26 protein-coding genes and 1 tRNA gene are annotated in these 20,566 nt (G+C 42.4%); 6 read left to right on the forward strand and 21 right to left on the reverse strand.

Annotated features, from left to right (window positions below):
• Positions 1-133: 133 nt before the first annotated feature.
• From rpsR to JOC37_RS10925, 7 genes are all read right to left on the reverse strand, one after another.
• A complete protein-coding gene (rpsR, locus tag JOC37_RS10895) occupies positions 134-358 on the reverse strand; it encodes a 30S ribosomal protein S18 (protein ID WP_204618860.1) in 225 nt (74 codons plus the stop codon).
• Between the two features lie 15 nt (positions 359-373).
• Entirely contained in the window at positions 374-802 is a 429-nt protein-coding gene (locus tag JOC37_RS10900; RefSeq protein ID WP_204618863.1) for a single-stranded DNA-binding protein, read from the reverse strand.
• 32 nt (positions 803-834) lie between these two features.
• A complete protein-coding gene (gene rpsF / locus JOC37_RS10905) occupies positions 835-1,122 on the reverse strand; it encodes a 30S ribosomal protein S6 (protein WP_204618865.1) in 288 nt (95 codons plus the stop codon).
• Positions 1,123-1,238: 116 nt separating this feature from the next.
• Entirely contained in the window at positions 1,239-1,439 is a 201-nt protein-coding gene (locus JOC37_RS10910) for a DUF951 domain-containing protein (protein WP_204618866.1), read from the reverse strand.
• Positions 1,440-1,641: 202 nt separating this feature from the next.
• On the reverse strand, positions 1,642-3,051 hold the full coding sequence (locus JOC37_RS10915) for an aminopeptidase (RefSeq protein ID WP_204618868.1): 1,410 nt from the start codon (positions 3,049-3,051) through the stop codon (positions 1,642-1,644).
• Positions 3,052-3,095: 44 nt separating this feature from the next.
• Positions 3,096-3,830 (reverse strand): CvpA family protein, encoded by a 735-nt coding sequence (locus tag JOC37_RS10920; protein WP_204618923.1) that lies wholly within the window; start codon positions 3,828-3,830, stop codon positions 3,096-3,098.
• 95 nt (positions 3,831-3,925) lie between these two features.
• Positions 3,926-4,981 (reverse strand): YkvI family membrane protein, encoded by a 1,056-nt coding sequence (locus JOC37_RS10925; protein ID WP_204618870.1) that lies wholly within the window; start codon positions 4,979-4,981, stop codon positions 3,926-3,928.
• A gap of 145 nt (positions 4,982-5,126) precedes the next feature.
• Between JOC37_RS10925 and yyaC the strand changes: the two genes are divergently transcribed.
• A complete protein-coding gene (gene yyaC, locus JOC37_RS10930; protein WP_204618872.1) occupies positions 5,127-5,729 on the forward strand; it encodes a spore protease YyaC in 603 nt (200 codons plus the stop codon).
• Between the two features lie 15 nt (positions 5,730-5,744).
• On the opposite strand, the gene JOC37_RS10935 is transcribed toward yyaC, so the two are convergent.
• From JOC37_RS10935 to JOC37_RS10955, 5 genes are all read right to left on the reverse strand, one after another.
• Complete coding sequence (locus JOC37_RS10935; protein ID WP_204618874.1) at positions 5,745-5,990, reverse strand: YkuS family protein; 246 nt, start codon at positions 5,988-5,990, stop codon at positions 5,745-5,747.
• A 63-nt stretch (positions 5,991-6,053) separates the two neighbouring features.
• Positions 6,054-6,542, reverse strand: coding sequence for a DUF4446 family protein (locus JOC37_RS10940; RefSeq protein WP_204618876.1), 489 nt, complete (start codon positions 6,540-6,542; stop codon positions 6,054-6,056).
• A 22-nt stretch (positions 6,543-6,564) separates the two neighbouring features.
• On the reverse strand, positions 6,565-7,260 hold the full coding sequence (locus JOC37_RS10945) for a DUF554 domain-containing protein (protein WP_204618878.1): 696 nt from the start codon (positions 7,258-7,260) through the stop codon (positions 6,565-6,567).
• A 194-nt stretch (positions 7,261-7,454) separates the two neighbouring features.
• Positions 7,455-8,309 carry a ParB/RepB/Spo0J family partition protein gene (locus JOC37_RS10950; RefSeq protein WP_204618879.1) on the reverse strand — a complete coding sequence of 285 codons (855 nt, stop codon included), beginning with the start codon at positions 8,307-8,309 and terminating at the stop codon, positions 7,455-7,457.
• Between the two features lie 6 nt (positions 8,310-8,315).
• A complete protein-coding gene (locus JOC37_RS10955) occupies positions 8,316-9,131 on the reverse strand; it encodes a ParA family protein (protein ID WP_204618881.1) in 816 nt (271 codons plus the stop codon).
• Between the two features lie 151 nt (positions 9,132-9,282).
• Here JOC37_RS10955 and JOC37_RS10960 point away from each other — a divergent pair, with 151 nt between their 5' ends.
• On the forward strand, positions 9,283-10,482 hold the full coding sequence (locus JOC37_RS10960) for a CapA family protein (protein WP_204618883.1): 1,200 nt from the start codon (positions 9,283-9,285) through the stop codon (positions 10,480-10,482).
• A gap of 85 nt (positions 10,483-10,567) precedes the next feature.
• On the opposite strand, the gene JOC37_RS10965 is transcribed toward JOC37_RS10960, so the two are convergent.
• The gene (locus JOC37_RS10965) at positions 10,568-10,744 is read right to left on the reverse strand and encodes a hypothetical protein (protein WP_204618885.1); all 177 of its coding nucleotides are present in this window, start codon (positions 10,742-10,744) and stop codon (positions 10,568-10,570) included.
• 180 nt (positions 10,745-10,924) lie between these two features.
• Here JOC37_RS10965 and JOC37_RS10970 point away from each other — a divergent pair, with 180 nt between their 5' ends.
• The 3 genes from JOC37_RS10970 (at position 10,925) to JOC37_RS10980 (ending at position 13,086) form a co-directional block, all read left to right on the forward strand.
• Complete coding sequence (locus JOC37_RS10970) at positions 10,925-11,326, forward strand: secondary thiamine-phosphate synthase enzyme YjbQ (RefSeq protein WP_204618887.1); 402 nt, start codon at positions 10,925-10,927, stop codon at positions 11,324-11,326.
• Positions 11,327-11,430: 104 nt separating this feature from the next.
• Positions 11,431-12,129, forward strand: coding sequence for an N-acetylmuramoyl-L-alanine amidase family protein (locus JOC37_RS10975; RefSeq protein ID WP_204618889.1), 699 nt, complete (start codon positions 11,431-11,433; stop codon positions 12,127-12,129).
• 39 nt (positions 12,130-12,168) lie between these two features.
• The gene (locus tag JOC37_RS10980) at positions 12,169-13,086 is read left to right on the forward strand and encodes a selenium metabolism-associated LysR family transcriptional regulator (RefSeq protein ID WP_204618891.1); all 918 of its coding nucleotides are present in this window, start codon (positions 12,169-12,171) and stop codon (positions 13,084-13,086) included.
• A 22-nt stretch (positions 13,087-13,108) separates the two neighbouring features.
• Here JOC37_RS10980 and JOC37_RS10985 read toward each other — a convergent pair whose 3' ends face one another.
• The 5 genes from JOC37_RS10985 to JOC37_RS13515 all read right to left on the reverse strand — a co-directional run bounded on the left by JOC37_RS10985 (position 13,109) and on the right by JOC37_RS13515 (position 16,125).
• Positions 13,109-13,330: a NifU family protein gene (locus JOC37_RS10985; RefSeq protein WP_204618893.1), complete on the reverse strand. Its 222-nt coding sequence runs from the start codon at positions 13,328-13,330 to the stop codon at positions 13,109-13,111.
• Positions 13,331-13,676: 346 nt separating this feature from the next.
• On the reverse strand, positions 13,677-13,901 hold the full coding sequence (locus JOC37_RS10990; protein WP_204618895.1) for a NifU family protein: 225 nt from the start codon (positions 13,899-13,901) through the stop codon (positions 13,677-13,679).
• A 138-nt stretch (positions 13,902-14,039) separates the two neighbouring features.
• Entirely contained in the window at positions 14,040-15,176 is a 1,137-nt protein-coding gene (locus JOC37_RS10995) for a DUF4349 domain-containing protein (protein WP_204618927.1), read from the reverse strand.
• Positions 15,173-15,790 carry an RNA polymerase sigma factor gene (locus JOC37_RS11000; RefSeq protein WP_204618930.1) on the reverse strand — a complete coding sequence of 206 codons (618 nt, stop codon included), beginning with the start codon at positions 15,788-15,790 and terminating at the stop codon, positions 15,173-15,175. Before JOC37_RS11000 ends, JOC37_RS10995 begins: the two co-directional genes overlap by 4 nt.
• Before the next feature lie 203 nt (positions 15,791-15,993).
• Positions 15,994-16,125, reverse strand: a complete 132-nt coding sequence (locus tag JOC37_RS13515) for a hypothetical protein (protein WP_274380961.1) — start codon at positions 16,123-16,125, stop codon at positions 15,994-15,996.
• Between the two features lie 170 nt (positions 16,126-16,295).
• On the opposite strand from JOC37_RS13515, the gene JOC37_RS11005 reads away from it, so the two are divergent.
• Positions 16,296-16,384, forward strand: a tRNA-Leu gene (locus JOC37_RS11005).
• A gap of 127 nt (positions 16,385-16,511) precedes the next feature.
• Here the strand turns inward: JOC37_RS11005 and rsmG are convergent.
• From rsmG to mnmE, 3 genes are read right to left on the reverse strand one after another with little or no spacing between them, the layout of a single operon-like run.
• Positions 16,512-17,234, reverse strand: coding sequence for a 16S rRNA (guanine(527)-N(7))-methyltransferase RsmG (gene rsmG, locus JOC37_RS11010; RefSeq protein WP_204618897.1), 723 nt, complete (start codon positions 17,232-17,234; stop codon positions 16,512-16,514).
• A gap of 4 nt (positions 17,235-17,238) precedes the next feature.
• Positions 17,239-19,128 carry a tRNA uridine-5-carboxymethylaminomethyl(34) synthesis enzyme MnmG gene (gene mnmG, locus JOC37_RS11015; RefSeq protein ID WP_420797297.1) on the reverse strand — a complete coding sequence of 630 codons (1,890 nt, stop codon included), beginning with the start codon at positions 19,126-19,128 and terminating at the stop codon, positions 17,239-17,241.
• An 11-nt stretch (positions 19,129-19,139) separates the two neighbouring features.
• Positions 19,140-20,528, reverse strand: a complete 1,389-nt coding sequence (gene mnmE, locus JOC37_RS11020; protein WP_204618900.1) for a tRNA uridine-5-carboxymethylaminomethyl(34) synthesis GTPase MnmE — start codon at positions 20,526-20,528, stop codon at positions 19,140-19,142.
• Positions 20,529-20,566 lie beyond the last annotated feature (38 nt).

Genomic DNA, 20,566 nt, shown 5'->3' on the forward strand with positions numbered 1-20,566 from the left:
CGGACACCCTTGCCTTAAGCTAACGTTTACTGCTACCTTCAACGTTCGGGACTTTCACCCTATAGACATTGCCCATGCCGGGCACACATAAAAAAACAAAGGAAGCCTGTGCTTCCTTTGCTGCTTTTTTATATTAATCTATGGTGTAGGGCAATAGTGCCATCACACGGGCTCTTTTAATTGCTGTGGTAAGCATCCGCTGGTGTTTGGCACAGTTGCCGGAAATACGGCGGGGCAGTATTTTGCCGCGCTCGGTGATATATTTCTTAAGACGGGGTACGTCTTTGAAATCTATTTCTTCTTTTTTATCTACGCAAAAGCTGCAGATGCGCTTTTTTCTGCGACGGTCTCTGGCCATGATTTCCCTCCTTTTCTAAAACGGAACATCGTCAGCATCATCGGAGAAACTGATTTCACTGGCAAAACCGCCCGCATCGGCATTACTGTAACTTTCCTGCCCGGCAGGCGCATCGGCCCTCTCTTTGGCCCGGTCTAAGAAGCGCACATTATCCGCCACCACTTCGGCAGCTTTACGCCTTATTCCCTGATTATCGTCATAGGAACGAATTTGCAGGCGACCTTCCACAGCCACTAACCGGCCTTTACTCAAATTGTTAGCACATATTTCAGCCAGTTTCTGCCAAGTAACTACGTCTATAAAGTCAGTTTCTCTTTCGCCCTGTCTGTTTGCAAATGGCCGATCCACAGCCAAGGTGAACTTGGTTACAGCCACTCCGCTTGTGGTGTAACGGGGTTCGGGGTCGCGTGTTAATCTTCCGATTAAAATTATTTTATTTAACATATTAATTTAATCACCCCGACATAAATAAAAAATTATTCCTCTTTACGAATAACCACGTGGCGCAGTACTTCGTCAGTAATCTTCAGCACACGCTCTAACTCATGGGAAACAGCCGGTTCAGCTTTAAAGTTCACAATTACATAAAATCCATCGTTCTGCTTTTGAATGCTGTAAGCCAGGCGGCGTTTGCCCCATTTTTCAACTTCGGTTACTTCCCCACCGTTGTTTTTAATGAGGCCGGTAAACTTATCAATCACCGCATCAATGGCTTCTTCTTCCAAATCAGCACGTACGATGAATGTTAATTCGTAATTACGCAAGCCTCTTCACCTCCTCCCTCGGTCTTTGGCCCCACCCCCTGGGTGGAGCGGGAGAGAACATAACATAGTTCTTTCCAGTTACGGTAGTATATCATATTTGACATGCTATGGCAAGGTTATGAATTATTTTTTGAGTTTTCGCTAATAATAGCTTTAAGACTTTTTTCAAACTTTGGACGGGGCAGCATTAAAACTCTGCCGCAGGTTGTACATTTAATCCGGATGTCCACACCGGTGCGCATAATTTCCCACTGGTCACCACCGCAGGGGTGACTTTTACGCATTCTCACAATGTCTCCCACACTGTAACGCATCATGTCCACCACCTCCAAACATTAGGTCAGCGACAGCAATAATCAAGCAGCTTATACATCATACCGGTTACTTTATAAATTACACATATTATACCAAGAAGTCAAAGCATTCCGGAAAAGTTGAATAGTGAAACTGGCAAAAGCAGTTACACCGGCATTTCTGCTGCTTACAAAAATGCCGGTGTACTTTACTGGCGGTATTTTTTTAATTGGTCAAAAAGGCCTTATAGGCCTGGTAGGCGGTATAAACATCCAATTTGCTGGCTACTTCAAAGGGCGAGTGCATTCCCAGTATAGGTACACCGCAGTCAACCACATCCATGCCGTATACCGCCATCAGGTAGGCAATGGTGCCGCCACCACCTTCATCCACTTTGCCAAGCTCCCCGGTCTGCCAGGGTATGTTGTTTTGGCTGAATATGCTGCGTATATAACCCATAAATTCTGCATGGGCATCATTGGCGTGTACTTTTCCCCGGGAGCCGGTGTATTTGGTGATCACCACACCGCGGCCCAATTTACAGGCATTCATTTTTTCCAATACTTCTTCGTAGTTGGGATCCAAGGCGGCATTAACATCGGCCGATAAAGCCTTTGAATTGGCCAGGCAGCGGCGCAGCGCCAGTTCACTGTACGCGGGTAAAATTTTAGCCACCAGCTCGGCCATGAAGTTTTCAAAGGTTCTGGCCGCCATACCGGTGTTTCCGCTGGAACCTATTTCTTCTTTATCCATAAATATGGTAACTGCGGTATGCTTAGGAACATTGATATCCATTATGGCCCTTAGGGAAGTGTATACGCATACCCGGTCATCCTGACCGTACGAACCGATCATGCTGCGGTCCAATCCCACGTCCCTTGCCGGCCAGGCCGGCACCACTTCAAACTCGGCACTGATAAAATCCTCTTCGGTCATGCCGAATTGTTGATACAATTTCTCTAAAATTGCCAATTTGACGGGGTTTTTTATCTCCTCACTGTGCTGCAGCGGAATACCGCCGATGATTATATTTAATCCTTCTCCCGTTACTGCTTCCAGCATTTTTTTATTCATTTGTTTTTCGGCCAGGTGAGGCAGTAAATCGGTGATTGTAAAAACCGGGTCGCTGCTTTCTTCCCCCACAACCACTGATATTGTTGAACCGTTCTTCAGGCAGACCACTCCATGCAGTGCCAGGGGAATACCGAGCCACTGGTATTTTTTTATTCCCCCGTAATAATGTGTTTTTAACAGTGCTAAGTCTTCTTTTTCATAAAGTGGATTCGGTTTTAAATCCAATCGGGGGGAATCACTATGGGAGCCAATAATGCTGCAGCCCTGGTCAATGGGGTTGGTTCCCACCACGGCCATCATTACCGCTTTATTACGGTAATTAAGCATAACCCTGCTTCCCGGCTGAATTTTGTCAATCTCGTTGATGGGAGTAAACCCGTTTTCCCTGGCCATCGATACCACTTGTAATGACGTTTCCCTTTCTGTTTTAGCCATGTTAAGAAAGGTTTTGTACTGCTCATTAAAGGAAAAAATATGGGACATTAAGCCGTTATCCATTTGATACCAGGCACTTTCTTTTTTATAAGCTAAGTTTTCGGCGGGATGTTTCGGTTGTTTCATAGCTAACCCCCTGTGTAATTGAAATTTTAAAATTTATTATACCCTTAAATCGATTTTAAATATATTTCTAAGTCTTTCGGTTTTAACCAGTTTCCTGCCGGGCTCCAGTCAGATATAGTAAGCACCTGCCAAAACATTTTGGCCAGTTGTGAATTTTCTAAGGCCTGGGTCAGTGATGTTTCTCCCCCTAAAATTGCAACCGGTATTTGTAAAGGCATTATTACGGCTAAAATTATCCATACTATCAGCAGTCCCCGCAGGATGCCGAATAATGCCCCGCCCAGGCGGTTAAACGGGGCAAATATACCCCAATCCACCAGGTTGTGCAGCACACTGCCGGTAAATTTTATCAGCAGATCTGTCAATAAGAGCAGTGTTATAAATGATATTACACTGAGTACTCCCTGGGCCAGTACCAGGCTGACCGCCTCTCCTATGGTGGTGCTGTCATTTAAAGCAGCGCTGTGCAGTATTTTTAACAGCAGCGGTGATACCGCACCAGCCAGCTGTTCCACCTGGCTTACGGTCATTAAAGTGGTGCTGTATGCATCAGGCGGCAAAAAGAAACTCAGCAGCGGTTTAAACATGGGAGCTATTTTTTCATTTACATGCCACCTAACTATTAAATAATCGGTGAGCATGGAATGGTATTTATATGCCACCAGCAGTCCCACTACAAAACCAAGCAGCCCGGTTAGTGATTTTATTAAACCGGTTAAAAATCCCCGGAATGCAGAATAAGCTACAATTATGATAATTACAATGTCAATCCAGTTCAGATTTTTCCACCTCCCATTCTACCCCGAAAAATGGTATCGACTATATATACAATAACACAAAAAAACCTTCTAATGACAGGCATTCGAAGGTTTAATTACTTTTTTAAACTAAATCTCAATACCGGTATCACCAGTAAAGCAGCTAACAGTATTAAACCGGCATACCCAAACATGGGGTACAGTTTCTGTACCAGCTGAGCAAAGTCCAGTTTTGTTAGAGGCAGCACCGCCACACAGATACCGGTGCCAACAAGTTTATACAGTTTACCTCCCCCCGGAGCTATCCTGCTGGCAAAGCCGTGGGCGTCGGCAATGGCGGTGGTTAAGATGGCCACCCATATCAGTAAAGCAAATACTGTTTTTAACACCGGGGCAATGGTTTCTGCCAGGTATAACATCGGTACCGGGTAATTGGTTATTTCCGGGTAGTAACTTAACCCGGCCATGGTAATAAGGCCGGTGGTTAAACCCAATACAGCGCCGCCGGTTAATCCTGCCAATATACCAATTTTCGGCGTTACTATTCTGCCCACAGAAGATAATGCCGCCAGCGGCACCACCATGTTGTAAGACACATACAAAATACTGGCCCACAACCAGTGGGAGGCAACCAACGGTTTTGTTACCGGTACCACCGGTGCCGGTATAAGCGCTGTTTGGTTAGCAATGGCCATTATCGCTATAACGCATACAACCAGTAATTTAATGGGTACAAGTATTAAATTAGCCGCAAGAACTCTCTCTACCCCGCCCAAGATAACTATTATTGTTACAGCAGCTGCTGCCAAAATTCCGGCATAGTTCGGCAGGCCCAGGTACTGATTTATCACCGCTCCGCTGCCTGCCAGCATAATCCCCAGGCCGCCCACCAGCATAATCAAACTTAAAACATCCATTATTCGCGATGTGGGTCCCATTAAGAAGGGCAAAATTTCCTGGTAACTTCCTGATTTAAATTTAGTGGCCATATACATGATAATCATACCCAAGTATGAAAAGCAAACGGTAACCACCACCACTCCCCAAATTCCTTTGGTTCCGTAGTTGATAAAAAATTGTAAAACTTCCTGGCCGGAAGCAAAACCGGCTCCAATAACAGTACCTATATATAAGGTCAGCACCTTTAAAAACATGAGTATATTGTTATACATAAATTCACCTCTTTAATAGGTTCTCATTATCGATTACTATGCTCTAAGCTGCAAATGCTGACCAAAAAAATATTTACAGAAGGCATATTTTACTGCCGGAATGGGAATAAATATACTAGCTGACTTAATTCAAGGAGGATAACCAATGGCTATCATTAACCAGTTAGAACAACATACAGCCGTTCCCAAAACCAGGATAAACTGCAGTGACCCGCTGGCAGTAAAAAAATTCAGCTGGGATTTAACATATAAGTTGTTAAAGTGCGGGTTAAAGCCCGGCAGACCGGTGGTGCTGGTGTGCATCGGAACCGATCGTTCAACGGGAGATTGTTTGGGGCCGCTGGTGGGAAGTAAGCTCAGTGAAATCGGTCAGGATTTTTTTGAAGTGTACGGAACGCTGGAAAACCCGGTTCACGGCGGCAACTTAGAAGAAAAACTGGATGAAATCAATAAATGTTATCATAATCCCTTAATAATTGCAGTGGACGCTTCTTTGGGCCAATTAGACAATGTGGGCTGTGTAAATATAGCCACCGGAGCCCTTAAACCGGGGGCAGGGGTGCATAAAAAATTGCCCGCCGTGGGGGACATTCATATCACCGGGGTGGTTAATGTTGGTGGTTTCATGGAATACATGGTGCTGCAGAACACCCGTTTAAACCTGGTAATGCAGTTGGCAAATTTAATTAGTGACGGTCTGCTGGCCACAATTGTGGAATACAAACAAACCAAAGCCCAGGGAATGTAACCTGGGCTTTGCTTTTTACTGCAGCTGCAGCTTATTTTCTATTTTTTGTAATATTTCACCGGTTGTTAATCCCCTTGCTTCAATTACAGGGGCAGAGGATGTTATCCCCATCATACCCATAATATTTTCATCCATCCCCGTTATCACCATTGCCGCAGCATCTTGACCCTGCTGCGGTGAAACCACTTGATAACCCCGCTGTTGTAATGCCTGTTTAACATCAGTTAAATTATCTTCCACAGCTATTTTTTTATTCTGCATGATAACACCTCCCAATTTATTCGCTTATATTATTTGGAAGGCATTATCATATTATCCGCATCCTTATGGAATTTTATATTCTTCCAATATTATTTTTTCTTCCGGGGAAAGATTTTGTTCTGATTTTCCTTTATTTATCCTTTTAGCATAAAATCTCGACTCATCTCTACCGTATATACTGGTTAATATCAAGCCGTTATATTCATTATCCAGCAGGGCCATTGAAAAGCTGAGGTTGCTTCCCATATCTTCAAAGGCGTTGTACTTTAATATTTTTGGGGTTTTAATACATGTTTTCATCTGTTGTGATAACTGTTCCTGTTCTTTTTTTAATTGATTTAAGTCCTTATTTATCTGTTCAACCCGGTCGGTAAAAACCAGGACAAGCTCTTCTATGCTTTTTACATTAATACCCCTGGTAAGGCGTTGATAATTCTTTTTTAATTTTTTTATTTTAGCCCACATTACAATTTGAATAATTAAGCTGAACATTAATAGTGCTGTTAAAATTAAAAGTATGTATAAACTGTATTGTTCTACTTGCTGAAGCATGTTAATTACCCCCAGTTATAACTTAGTGCATGTTAAAAAATATTTCTTTTAGCCATACAAAAATTACAGCAAATATTACGGCCGGCAGTAAATTGGCAACTTTAATTTTTTTGATACCCAAAATATTAATACCAATACCAATTATCAAAATCCCGCCGGTGGCGTTCATCTCGGTTATCATGTTTTCTGTAAAAAAAATTTTTACATATTCAGCCAGTAATGTTATGGAACCTTGATATATAAATACCGGTATGACTGAAAAAACCACACCAATACCCATGGTTGAGGTAAATATTACTGCTGATATGCCGTCCAAAGCGGATTTAACCTGCAAAATGTTAGTTTTTCCGGTTAAACCATCTTCCATGGGCCCCATTATGGCCATGGCACCAATACAGTACATTAGGCTTGCTGTAACAAAGGCCCTGGCCACATTATCATGATTACTGCCCACTTTGGATTCCAGCCATCCACCCAGTTTATTTAGTTTATCTTCGATGGCTAAATATTCGCCCACCACCGCCCCCAAGGCCAGGCTTAATACTGGTATCAATTCATTTTCTGTCTGCCATGCTGTTTTAAAACCAATTAACAGCACAGCTAACCCCAAACCCTGCATAATTGTATTTTGAATTTTTGCTGTTATTCCGCGCTTAAAAATCAGTCCGATGGAAACGCCGGCCGCAATAGCCGCTGCATTTATAATAGTACCTAACAAGTTTATTCACCCCAGTTAATTAAGGATTAATGTTTCACGTGAAACATTAATCCTTAACTATTATACCGCCCCGGAAAAATGGTATCCTGCTCAAAAACGACCGTTCCTGTAATGGCAGCTAATTTTAGAGTACTGCCGCAGCCATAAAAATGTTTCACGTGAAACATGACCCCTGAATGTTTCACGTGAAACATTTAATCAGTATTTAAAAGGATATCCATTATCCTGGCCAGGTCATCTTCGCTGTAAAATTCAATTTCCAATTTTCCCTTACCCTTTTTATTGGTTTTTATCTGCACTTTGGTGCCAAATACGCTTTGTAATTGATCTTTTAAATCTTCCAGTTCCGGTGAGCAGCTTTGAAACCGCCTTGATTTCTCTTTTTTATTCTCCAGATTTTTAACCAATTTTTCAGTCTGCCGCACCGACAGCTGTTTTTTTACAATTTCTCTGGCCGCCGTTATTTTTTTTCTGTCATCTTTAATTGCTAACAGCGCCCTGGCGTGTCCCACCGACAGCCGGCCGCCGCTTAACATGGCCAGCACTTCATCCGGCAGGGAAAGCAATCGCAGCATGTTAGTTATGTAAGACCTACTTTTACCCACCCGCTTGGCCAGTTCTTCCTGGGTTAAACCAAACTCATTAATCAAACTTTGATAAGCAACGGATTCCTCCAGTGGATTTAAATCTTCCCTCTGTAAATTTTCAATTAAAGCCACCTCTGCGGCCTCAACATCTGTATATTCCGTTACCACGGCAGGAATTGTATCTATATTGGCCAGCTGGCAGGCCCTCCACCGGCGTTCGCCGGCAATTAACTGGTATCCACCCTCAGGAAGTTCACGCACAACCACCGGTTGAACAACACCGTGTTCTTGAATAGAATCTGCCAATTCCTGAAGTTTTTCTTTGTTCATATCCTGGCGAGGTTGTTTCGGATTGGGTTTTATGTCAGCAACCAAAATATTGCGCAGTGTTTTTTTATTCTCCTTATTATAAGAAGGTATCAACGCCTGTAAACCTTTGCCTAAACCCATTTTTTTACTCAATGAACATCACTTCCTCCGCCTGCCGGCAACAAACTTTATTTTTGGGGGTTTTTGCTTGTTTTGATGTTTTCCCATTACTTCCCTGGCCAGTTCCCGGTATACTTCGGCCCCTCTGGATCTGGCAGCATATAAAATTACCGGTTTCCCATGGCTCGGTGCCTCACTCAACCGCACATTGCGGGGTATTATTGTTTTGTACACTTTATTTTTAAAATAACTTTTAACCTCTTCAACCACCTGAATGGAAAGATTAGTTCGGGCATCAAACATAGTTAATAAAACACCTTCTATATCAATCCTGGGGTTGATATGTTCTTTTACCAGGTTATACGTGTTCATTAACTGGCCTAATCCTTCCAAAGCATAATATTCACATTGAATTGGAATAAGCATAGTGTGGGCAGCAGTTAAAGAATTTATTGTTAACAAACCAAGGGAGGGAGGACAATCTATTAAAATATAATCATATATTTCTTCGACAGGGGTAAGGGCTGTACGTAAAACATGCTCCCTTTTATTTTTAGAAACCAATTCAATTTCAGCACCGGCCAGCTGCATAGTGGCAGGTATATTATCTAAACCCTGTACCGGGGTTTTTTCTCTTACTTCCAGTAACGGTATTCCATCAATTAAAACATTATAAATACATTTTTGCAGTTTATCTTTATCAATTCCCAATCCGCTGGTGCTGTTACCCTGGGGATCCATATCCACCAGCAGTACCCTGCTGCCTTCCATGGCTAGGCACGATCCCAGGTTGACGGCGGTGGTAGTTTTTCCCACACCACCCTTTTGGTTAGTAATAGCAATAATTTTTCCCAAACAATCAACCCTCCTAAAATTAAAATTACGGGTTTTTGTCAATTATCTATTTATTTTTTCCACATAAAAATTGATAGTTCCTGCCAGCGGTAAAAATTAAAAGGATATCAAACCGGTTCACAGAATACTAAATACAAAACAGCGAAGGGAAATGGTTTTTTTGAAAAAAATTAAAGTTCTAACGGCAGTGTGCATTTTATTGTTAATAACTGTAATAGGTTGTACAAATCAACCTCCTCACATAGTAAAAAATTCCCCCTCACCCTCCCCGAAAAAACCGGAACCAGTAATAATTGAGGTGGCGGCGGTGGGAGACTTTTTAATGCACATGCCGGTTATATATGCTGCCTGGAACTCAAATACCGGTAATTATGACTTTGCTTCTCAATTAACGGATGTCAAAGATTATTTAACCAGCCCGGATTTAACCATTGCCAATTTGGAAACACGGCTGGCAGGAAAAGAAAACGGTGGTTTTACAGGCTATCCAAAATTCAACTGTCCCGAACAGCTGGCCTTTGACCTTAAAAAAGTTGGTGTTGACGTGGTAACCACAGCTAACAATCACAGCTTAGACCGGGGATTTAAAGGGCTGGTAAAAACACTGGAGCACTTGGAAAGGGCAGGTTTAAAACCGGTGGGAAATTATAAAACAGCGGAGGCCAGAAAACCGCTAATGGTAGATGTAAGGGGAATCAAAATTGGAATATTAAACTACACTGAAACCACCAACGGAATACCGATACCCAAAGGCAAAGAATTTGCTGTGAACATGATAAACATAGATAACATCGCCGCAGACATAGAACAACTGCAAAAGCAGAATGCCGATATAATAATCGCTTACCTGCATTTTGGCATGGAATACCAGCGATATCCCAGCAAACAGCAGAAGGAATTGGTAAACCAGCTCTTTAACCTCGGCGTGGATATTATATTTGGTGACCACGCCCATGTTATTCAACCAATGGAAAAACAACGGGTGATGTATAACGGAAAAGAAAAGGAAACCTTTGTTATTTATTCTTTAGGCAACTTTATTTCTAACCAACGCTGGCGTTACTCTGACAGCGGTGTAATTGTTAACGTACAGCTGGAAAAAGACTGGGAGAAAAACATCACCAGAATTAAAAAGATAGACTACATTCCCACCTGGGTGCATGTCTATTGGGCTGAGGGAAGGAAAAAATACCGAGTTGTTCCGGTGGAAAAAGCAATAAGTGATTATGAACAGCAGCTGGACAGCACCATCTCCGCCGGAGATTACAGCAGACTCAAGCAGGTTTGGCAGGAAACTACGCTGCACCTCACCAAAGAAGAACAAAACATTTACCCGCGGGCGGTTCAATGAACCGCCTTAATTATTTTAAAAAGTTTACATGCTCAACATCGAGCAGCGCCCGCACCATTGCGAAGCAATTAATTATTTAATTAAATTAATTAATATCCACTGCCTTGGCCAATGCCTCGGCCAGCTGATCCAACTTCTTCTGCATTTCAGAAACTTGAATTTCCAATACTTCCAGCTTTTTAACCGCTTTACCCGGATAACAGTTACTGCTGTAAATACACTCCTGGCAGGTGCTGCTGTAAGCCAGCGGACAACTGTTCACATATACTTCCTCCTTTCAGATTTTTATTTTTATTATACTAAAATCAGCTTATAAATTTAACCATTGTAAGAAAATTTAGATAACTATTTTCAATAAACTTTCGACAGCCGGCTTTTAGTTGTATAATATAGCCATAGGGTATACATTTTAAAAGCCCAAAAACACAAGGAGGTAAATTCGTTGACCAAAATAATAGAACTAACTGTTAAAACCGGTGAACGCACGCAAATGATCGACATAACGGGTGATATCCTAAAATTAGTACAAAACAGCGGAATATCCCACGGTCTCTGCCATGTTTACTGTCCTCACACCACGGCGGGAATTACTATAAACGAAAATGCCGACCCCACTGTAATAACAGATATGTTAAACACCCTGAACAAACTGATACCGGTTGATAAATCGTACCTGCACAGGGAAGGCAATTCCGACGCGCACATTAAAGCTGCTTTAATAGGTGCATCGGAAACATTATTTATTCAAAACGGCACACTCAGGCTGGGAACCTGGCAGGGAATATACTTTTGTGAGTTTGACGGTCCCAGAAACCGCCGGGTATGGATCAAATTGAGTACGTAATCACTATAAAAAAATTTCTTCATAATATAACTTTATGAGGATGTTCGTGTCTATCGTGCTCCTTTTCGAACACTCACTTTATATGTTAAGGAGTGGTGGGTAACATGTCAAAAAAAACAATTGTCATTGACCCCGGGCATGGGGGCAGAGACCCGGGCGCTGTGGGTTACGGGCTTACAGAAAAAGAAATAAACCTGGACATAGCCAGGAAAGTAAGTAATTATCTAAAAAAATACACTGCAGAAATACATCTCACCCGCAACAACGATATATACGTATCCTTGACTGAACGGGCAAATATTGCCAACAGGTTTAATGCAGACTATTTTATTTCTATCCACAGCAACGCCGGAAGAGGCAGCGGTTTTGAAAGTTATATTCACACCACGGAAAACCCCGTTACAGCCGAACTGCAGCGGGTAGTGCATAACAAAATTATGGATTACCTCAGCACAAAAGGAATTCGCAACCGGGGAACAAAATCTGCCAACTTTACTGTGCTGCGGGAAACAAATATGCCGGCACTTTTGGTAGAAAATTTATTCATCGACAATCCCAGCGAAGTAACTTTATTAAAAGATGAAAAGTTCCGTTCCGGCCTGGCTGAAGCCACTGCCAACGGCATCGCCAAAGCCCTTTCCTTAACTGTAAAAGAAACTGCAGATCCTCCTTACGACTCCGCGGAAGAAATCAACAAACTTAAAGAAGCCGGTCTAATAAACAGCGACCACCCGCCGGAAAGCAACGTCAGCTGGGGAGAATTTGCCGCAGTGATAAACCGGCTGCTGGAACAAATAAAATAACATCACAAAATCTTTATAATATATTTTGAGGTGAAAGCATTGAACACAACACTACTTAAAACCTTCGTCACCGTAGTAAACAAAAAAAGCCTTTCCCTGGCAGCGCAGGAAATTCACATTACACAACCTGCAGTCAGCAAGCACATCAGCGCCCTGGAGGAATATTTTGGTGTCGGGTTAATTGAACGACGGGGACGCCGGGTTACCCTTACTCCTGCAGGTGAAGTGCTTTACCAGCATGCCAATGAAATACTAAATTTATTACATAAAACAGAATGCGAAATAAAAGAGTTATGCGCCACCGTTAAAGGCAAACTGGTGATATCAGCCAGTTCAATTCCCGGCCACTTTATACTGCCTTACATTATAGGGGCATTCAAAAAACAATACCCGGATGTTCACATTTCCTTACAAATTTCAGATTCCAAAAATGTAATAAAACATCTCCTTGACGAAAGCGCCCACCTGGGAGCAGTGGGCAGAGAGCCGAATAATAAAAAACTTAACATCACTAAATTTTTAACCGATAAACTGGTTGTAATAACACCACCCTCTCATCCCCTGGCAGCCAATAAAACCATCACCCTAGAACAGCTGGCTTCAGAGCGATTAATATGGCGCGAACTGGGTTCCGGTACCAGGTCAGTGCTGGAAACAAAACTCACCCAGAGAGGATTATCCTTTGACGAATTAAACATAACAATGGAACTGGGCAGTACCGGCGCGGTGGTCAATGCGGTAGAAGCAGGATTGGGTATTTCAATAGTATCCCAGTGGGCAATATATAAAGAAAAACAGTTGGGAAGAATTGCAGTACTGAACATCGAAGACTTTAACATGGAGCGGGATTTGTATTTAGTATATCCTAAAAAACGCTATCAAAATAGAACAGTACAGGCCTTTTTGGAATTTGTGCAAAACGGTAATTATACCTTACCGCAGTTTACAAATGATTAAGCCCCCGGTGGGGGCCTATTTTTTAAACCTGCACAACTTCTTTTACTTCCGGTACCGCCTGCTTGAGCACCCGCTCAATCCCCAATTTCAGGGTCTGTGCAGCACCGGGTCAGCCATGACATGTTCCTTTCAGCTTTACTTTAACCACACCATCATCGGTAATATCCACAAGCTCAACATCCCCGCCGTCACGCTGCAAAAACGGGCGCACTTTTTCCAAAGCTTCTTTTACCTTTTCACGCACAAACACCCCCCCTTTCTCTTGAAATTAGGCTAACCAAAAAGGAAGGGTATCAGTCATTTTTTCTATAAAATTATCGGCTCAATTCCAAACGTTTTCGTATGAAAGATCTGTTAAAAGGCCTGTCAAAAAATACCGTTGACTGGGGTCTTCTTTGTGCTGCCCACAATTTGAAAAAATGGCAAAAACATCGTCAAGAAGAACAAAAAGTGAAGGGATAAAACAGAAGAATATACCCTATTCCGGGCTAAATTATCCGTTAAATGTAAATCAACTGACAAAAAGAAAGAGCTGACTCAAAAAAGATCATTTTTACGAATGACCTTTTGAGTCAGCCTCATTTAAAAAATTAGTTAACCTGCACAACCTCTTTTACTTCCGGCACCGCTTGCTTGAGCACCCGCTCAATCCCCAATTTCAGGGTCTGTACGGCACCGGGTCAACCATGGCATGCTCCTTTCAGCTTTACTTTAACCACACCGTCATCGGTAATATCCACAAGCTCAACGTCCCCACCGTCACGCTGGAGAAAGGGACGAATTTTATCCAGAGCTTCTTTTACCTGTTCTCGCATACTGCACAACCCTCCTTCCAAAATTGTCTAATTCACATCTCCTGCTATTTTACCTTTTTTTATACCGGTTAGCAATAATTTGGATGAAATTAAAGCCTGCCAAAACAACTAATTGGCAGGCTTTATTAAAATCTTAATCTAATCTGCAGAAACAAACTCAACTTTAATATCTACATATCCAGCGTTATTCTCTATTAATTTCATTTTAGCTGTTAACTCTTGAATATCATTTCGCACAGCAGCTAATTCCTTTTCCAGCTGCGCGGAATCATTTTCCTTCTCAATTTCCTGCACTAACTCCGCTTCCCGCTGCTGCTTCTGCCTTAAATCTTTAACCAAAGCATCATATTCTGCATTAAAGTCCTGCTGACTTGATTTCGCTACCAATCCTTCATCAATACTGCCCAGCTCAGCCAGAACAGATGAATAATTTTTCACCGGCACCCTAATATTCAGCGGATTTTTATTCACCACCGTCCCGTCATATTTGGGAGCCAAAGACAGAATCTTTTCCGCAGCAGCAGCGGTATCTGCTGCAGAGATTTTAATTAATACCGATGTAGCTATTAAATTAGTGCGGTTCATCTTACTGATATTGGACACTGTAGTTAAATTCACAGATTCCGGTAACACAGCGGGTGAAGTTGATTTGCCAGCTGCTGTACTGCCACCGGTGCCGGACTGCTCCGGTACTTCTTGATACTGTTGATTGTTTTGTACAACAGCCGCCTCATGCTGGTTAACTGCCGCTGCAGCACCTGTTTGCTGTACCCTTTGTCCGGCATCACGGGCATCATCATTTGATTGTTTACCGACTGCCTCTTTCGTTTCCTTCCCTGGCGCCTCTGATTGATGTACGGCACTGGGATAATTATTTTTAGCTATTTCAGGATGGTTAACAATATCAACATTACCACCATCCCACAGCGAAGTAATACCCAACGTCATGCCAAACACGGCAGCAACTGCAGCAACCTTATACCATGAAGAACCTGCCACTTTACGTACTTTTTCCCAAAACCCGTATTTATTTTCACTGCCCACTGCAGGTTTAGGCATTGAGTATAATTTTTCACGTAAAGAGCTTCTAAATTGCGGCGGGGGAACTACCTCCGGCATATGACGCAGTAGGGAACTGGCCCTCTTCAACTCTTCCCACTGGGTCCGACAGTGATGACATACCAGTAAATGCTCAGCTATATGACGGGCTTCCTCTTTACTTAACTCGTCATCAAGATAAGCAGATAAATTATCGCTTACATCCTGGCAGTTCATAATATCATCCCCTCTTTAACTCTTTGACGAGGTTCAGATGAAGAATGTTCCAATATTGTGGTCATTTTTTGCTTAAAAGCCATTCTTGCCCTGCTTAACCTTGATTTTACCGTTCCCAAAGAACAGCCCAGCACTTTTGCTATTTCATCGTAAGATAACTGCTGCATTTCCCTCATAATTAAAATAAGGCGGTGCTCATCAGACAGCATATTCAAGCACTGCTGCACCTGCTCACGCAATTCCATACGCTCTATTTCTTCTTCCGGACCCGGTTTATCACTGGAAAGACTTAAAATAAGCGGCAAATTATCCTTATCTTGAAAATCATCATCTAAAGAAATGGTCTGCTTTTTCTGCCGCCGCCGCAGTTCATCACGGCACACATTGGCAGTTATGTGATATATCCAGGTCATGAAGCTGGAATCTCCCCTAAAACTTCCCAATGCCTGGTATATTTTTATAAATGCCTCTTGAGCCAAGTCACTGGCATCAGCATGATTACCTACAAAACGATAGGCTACATTATACACTTTATTCTCATAACGGCGAACAAGTTCTTCAAAAGCTATGTAATCACCAGATTTACTTCTTTCAATGAGCTGCTGGTCATCCATTGAAGACAAATTTAGTCCCCCTTACATAACAAAAAAAGCTATAAAAGCTTTATACCGGCAATCAAATTTTAAAAGTATGTGTTTGCGTGTCACAATAAAGATAAAGATTCGACAGCACCCTCTTAAACTCCTCCAGAAAGAAAAAGGTCCCAAAAGTTAACTACCTTGTAAGTCCCTGGACCAAAACAATGCTTCACTATTAGTTAGTTAGATACCGAACCAATGCCAATGGCAAAGGAAATTACTACCAGCACAACCAATCCAACAATAATGTACTTTTTAACCTTCGGATCATCTAACTGAAATTTGGTAGTTTGTTTTTTACTCTTTGCCATTAAGCACCCCTCCATTATTATGTAAATTATATAAATTTGTTATATACAATATTATGAGCCTTTTAAGACGGTTTGTCTATATAATTTTAAATTTTTCTTGAATCAGTTATTGACTTTAAAACAACATTATGCTATCATAAGGTGTGCTAGCGACAGAAAAATAGAATCATGCCGAAGTGGCGGAATTGGCAGACGCACTGGACTCAAAATCCAGCGGGGCTCACCCCCCGTGTGGGTTCGACTCCCACCTTCGGCACCAAAGTTTAAACTTACAGGGTTTTAAGTGTTTTTAATCGGCTTAAAGCTCTTTTTTTATGTGATTTAAAATAAAAAAACTGCCGAATTTATCGACAGTCCGGGGGGCTTGATAAAATCAAGCCCCCAGTTTATTTTAAAGGTTTTTTAGCGGGCACCCCGGCTCTCCGGGGATATTTATCCGGCGTAGGCAGCACTTTTTTAATTTCAACTATCGTTCTTTTATTCCCGGTAACGGGCAGTTTTAATTCTTTAATATCAACAATTCTCCCACCCAGAATACTAACAGCGTTTTTCGCTTCCTCTATTTCTTTTTCCGCCTTTGATCCCTTCATAGCAACAAAGGTACCGCCCACTTTAATAAGGGGTAAACAATATTCCGAGAGAACTGCCAGGTGGGCCACGGCCCTGGATACCACCAAGTCGTACCGGGCACGGTAATCCTTGTCTTTACCGAAATCCTCAGCCCGACCATGTACCGCTTTAATATTTTCCAGCTGCAGCTTTTCCACCAGCCGGTTTAAAAAATCAACCCTCTTTCGCAGCGAATCCAATAACACCACCGAAGCGCTGCTGCATATCTTCAACACCACCCCGGGAAAACCGGCCCCGGTGCCCACATCAATAATTCGAGCATTTTCATACTTATTTACAATACTTAAACAGGTCATGGAATCTAAAAAATGTTTTACTGCCACCTCTTCAGGCTCTGTGATAGCAGTTAAATTAATATACTTATTGGTCTCTATTAAAAACCGGTAATAATCATTAAACTGCTTTAATTGATTATCAGTAAAACTATAACCTAACTCCCTGCCTCCAATAAGCATTGTAGATATCAATAACTCATCCATCCGCTTAATCCCCCGCATTCTTTTCCCTGCGCCGCTGCTCTAACCAAATTAACAGCACAGATATATCAGCAGGGCTGACACCGGAAATACGGCTGGCTTGTCCCACCGACCGGGGTTTAATTTCATTCAGCTTCTGCCTGGCTTCATTCCGCAAACCGGATATACTGCTATAATCAATATCTTCAGCTAACAGCTTATTCTCCATTTTCTTAAACTTTTCCACCTGCGACATCTGCTTCTTAATATATCCCTCGTACTTAATCAGTATTTCTACTTCTTCCTGTACATCGCTCGGTATTTCATCTTTGTTGATATTCAGCTTCTTTAATACTTCATAATTAACCTCCGGCCTTTTAAACAGCGTGATTAAAGGGGTTTTTTGATCAATGGGAGAAGTGCCAACAGCGGTTAATACACTGTTAACCTCTTCCGAAGGCGAAAGGGAGTTATCTTTCAACCACCGGATTTCCTGGTCAATTAACTGCTTCTTCCGGTTAAACTTTTCCCATCTTTCGTCATCAACCAGCCCTATTTTCCTGCCCTTTTCAGTTAATCTTAAATCAGCATTATCCTGTCTTAACAGCAGTCGATACTCCGCCCGGGATGTTAATAATCTATACGGCTCATTGGTACCCTTAGTTACCAAATCATCAATCAAAACTCCGATATAAGCATCGGAACGGCTGAGTATAAACGGTTCCATATCTTTTACATAACAGACGGCATTTATACCGGCTATCAAACCCTGGGCCGCCGCTTCTTCATATCCCGATGTACCGTTAATCTGCCCGGCCATAAATAAACCGCTGATTTCTTTTAACTCCAATGTGGGCTTTAATTGAGTGGGTACAATACAATCATATTCAATGGCATAGGCCGGCCTCATAATTTCAACATTTTCCAGGCCTTTCACAGTTCGCAGCATATCATACTGCACGTCCTCCGGTAAACTGGTGGACATACCCTGTACATACATCTCATAGGTATCCAATCCTTCCGGTTCAATAAATACCTGGTGCTTGGGTTTATCGGCAAACCGCACTATTTTATCTTCTATTGACGGGCAGTAGCGGGGGCCTACCCCCTCAATTATCCCGGCATATAAAGGCGAACGATGCAGGTTATTTCTTATAATCTCATGGGTGCGCTCATTGGTATAAGTCAGCCAGCACGAAACCTGCTTTCTATGCTTAATATCAGACATAAAAGAAAAATTATAAACCTTTTCATCACCAGGCTGTTCAACCATCTTACTAAAGTCCACGGTGCGGCGGTCAATCCTGGCCGGCGTTCCCGTTTTAAACCTGACCATCTTTATACCCAAGTCTTTAAGACTGTGAGATAAATTAACGGAAGAAAACTGGCCGTTGGGTCCCCCTGCAAAACTCACATCACCAATTATTATTTTCCCTTTTAAATACGTCCCCGATGTAATTATTACCGCCGGAGCGTGAAACGCGGCCCCGGTCCGGGTGGTTACGCCAACAACCCTTCCCGCCCTGGTGATAATGCTCTCCACCAGCAATTGTTTAATATCTAAATTTTTCTGCCCTTCCAGCACCTGTTTCATATTACTTTGATATCTTTTTTTATCACATTGAGCCCTTAAAGCATGCACCGCCGGACCCTTACCGGTATTAAGCATGCGCATTTGAATGGCATTGCGGTCGGTGTTGAGAGCCATTTCCCCACCTAAAGCATCAATTTCCCGCACCAAGTGGGATTTTGCCGGGCCGCCAATAGCCGGGTTGCAGGGCATTAACGCAACATTATCCATATTCAATGTCAGCACCAAAGTACGGCAGCCCATTCTGGCCGCTGCCAGAGCCGCTTCACAACCCGAGTGTCCCGCACCAACCACTATCACATCATATTTATCACTGTAATAACTCAACATCCAACACCTCATTTACCAATGCAAAAGTCTTCAAATATTTTATCTATTAAATCTTCACTAACAGTACTGCCTGTGATTTCTCCCAAAGCTTCCCACGCGTTTTTTATGTCAATGGAAACCAAATCTCCCGGTACTCCGGCCTCAATGCCGTTTTTAACCTCCACCAGATGCAGCTTTGCCTTTTCCAAAGATTGCTTGTGCCTCATATTCGTAATCAATATTTGGTCATCAACACTAACTTGTCCACCCATCACCAGTTTAACAATTTCCTGTTCCAGCTGTTCTAAACCCCTTCCCTGCAGGGCTGATATTTCTATTACCGCTGTATCGTTAAACTTATCTTTTAACTCCCGAGCATTAATTTTACTGTTCTCAACATCTATTTTATTGACAATAACTATAATATTATTATTTTTCGGCAGCAGTTTGATTATTTTGTAGTCGTCAGCGGTAACCCCCTCTGCGGCATCCAACACAAACAAAATTAAATCTGCTCGGCTTATTAATTCTTTAGACCGCTCCACCCCTATTTTTTCCACAACGTCTTCAGTTTCTCTCAAACCCGCTGTATCCACAATCTTCAGGGGGATACCCCCTATGTTTATAAACTCTTCAATAATATCCCTGGTGGTACCGGGTATATCAGTGACAATGGCCCTATTTTCTTTTAATAGCGCGTTTAACAATGAAGATTTACCAACGTTAGGCCTGCCAATAATTACTGTACGTACCCCTTCCCGGTATATTCTGCCGTTTTCTGCCCCGGCAATCAATTTATTTACTTCCTGCAGCATTGCTTCGCTGCGCCGGCAGATCTGTTTTAAAGAGGCCTCTTCAATATCATCTTCAGGAAAATCTATGTTGGCTTCAATTTGAGCCAGCATACCTAAAAGTTCACTTTGCATTTCATTTACTTTGGCAGACAATCGCCCCTGCAGCTGGCCCATGGATATTTTCAATCCCGTATCTGTTTTAGAACGTATAATATCTATTATTGATTCGGCCTGGGCCAGATCCAGCTTACCATTTAAAAAAGCCCTCTTGCTAAATTCACCCGGCCCAGCTAAACGGGCCCCGTTTTTTACAGCCAGTTCAAGGGTTTTTTTAAGCGGCAGCATACCCCCATGGCAATTAATTTCCACCACATCTTCCCCGGTAAAACTCTTCGGTTTACGCATTATTGAAAGCAGCGCTTCATCAACAATTTCTCCCGTTTCTTTATCATGCACATGGCCATATATCAGGCGAAAACCGGGTCCATTATACCATTCTTTGTTATACTTGGCTTTAAATATTTTTTGTCCCACCTCAATGGCCTCCGGTCCACTGATACGAACAATACCAATTCCCCCTTCACCTAAAGGGGTGGCAATGGCAGCAATGGTGTCTTCTATCAAGGTAAATCCTCCTTTTAAAAAACCCAGCAACAAAAAGT

The organism is Desulforadius tongensis (assembly GCF_016907915.1).
GTDB classification, from domain to species: domain Bacteria; phylum Bacillota; class Desulfotomaculia; order Desulfotomaculales; family Desulfohalotomaculaceae; genus Desulforadius; species Desulforadius tongensis.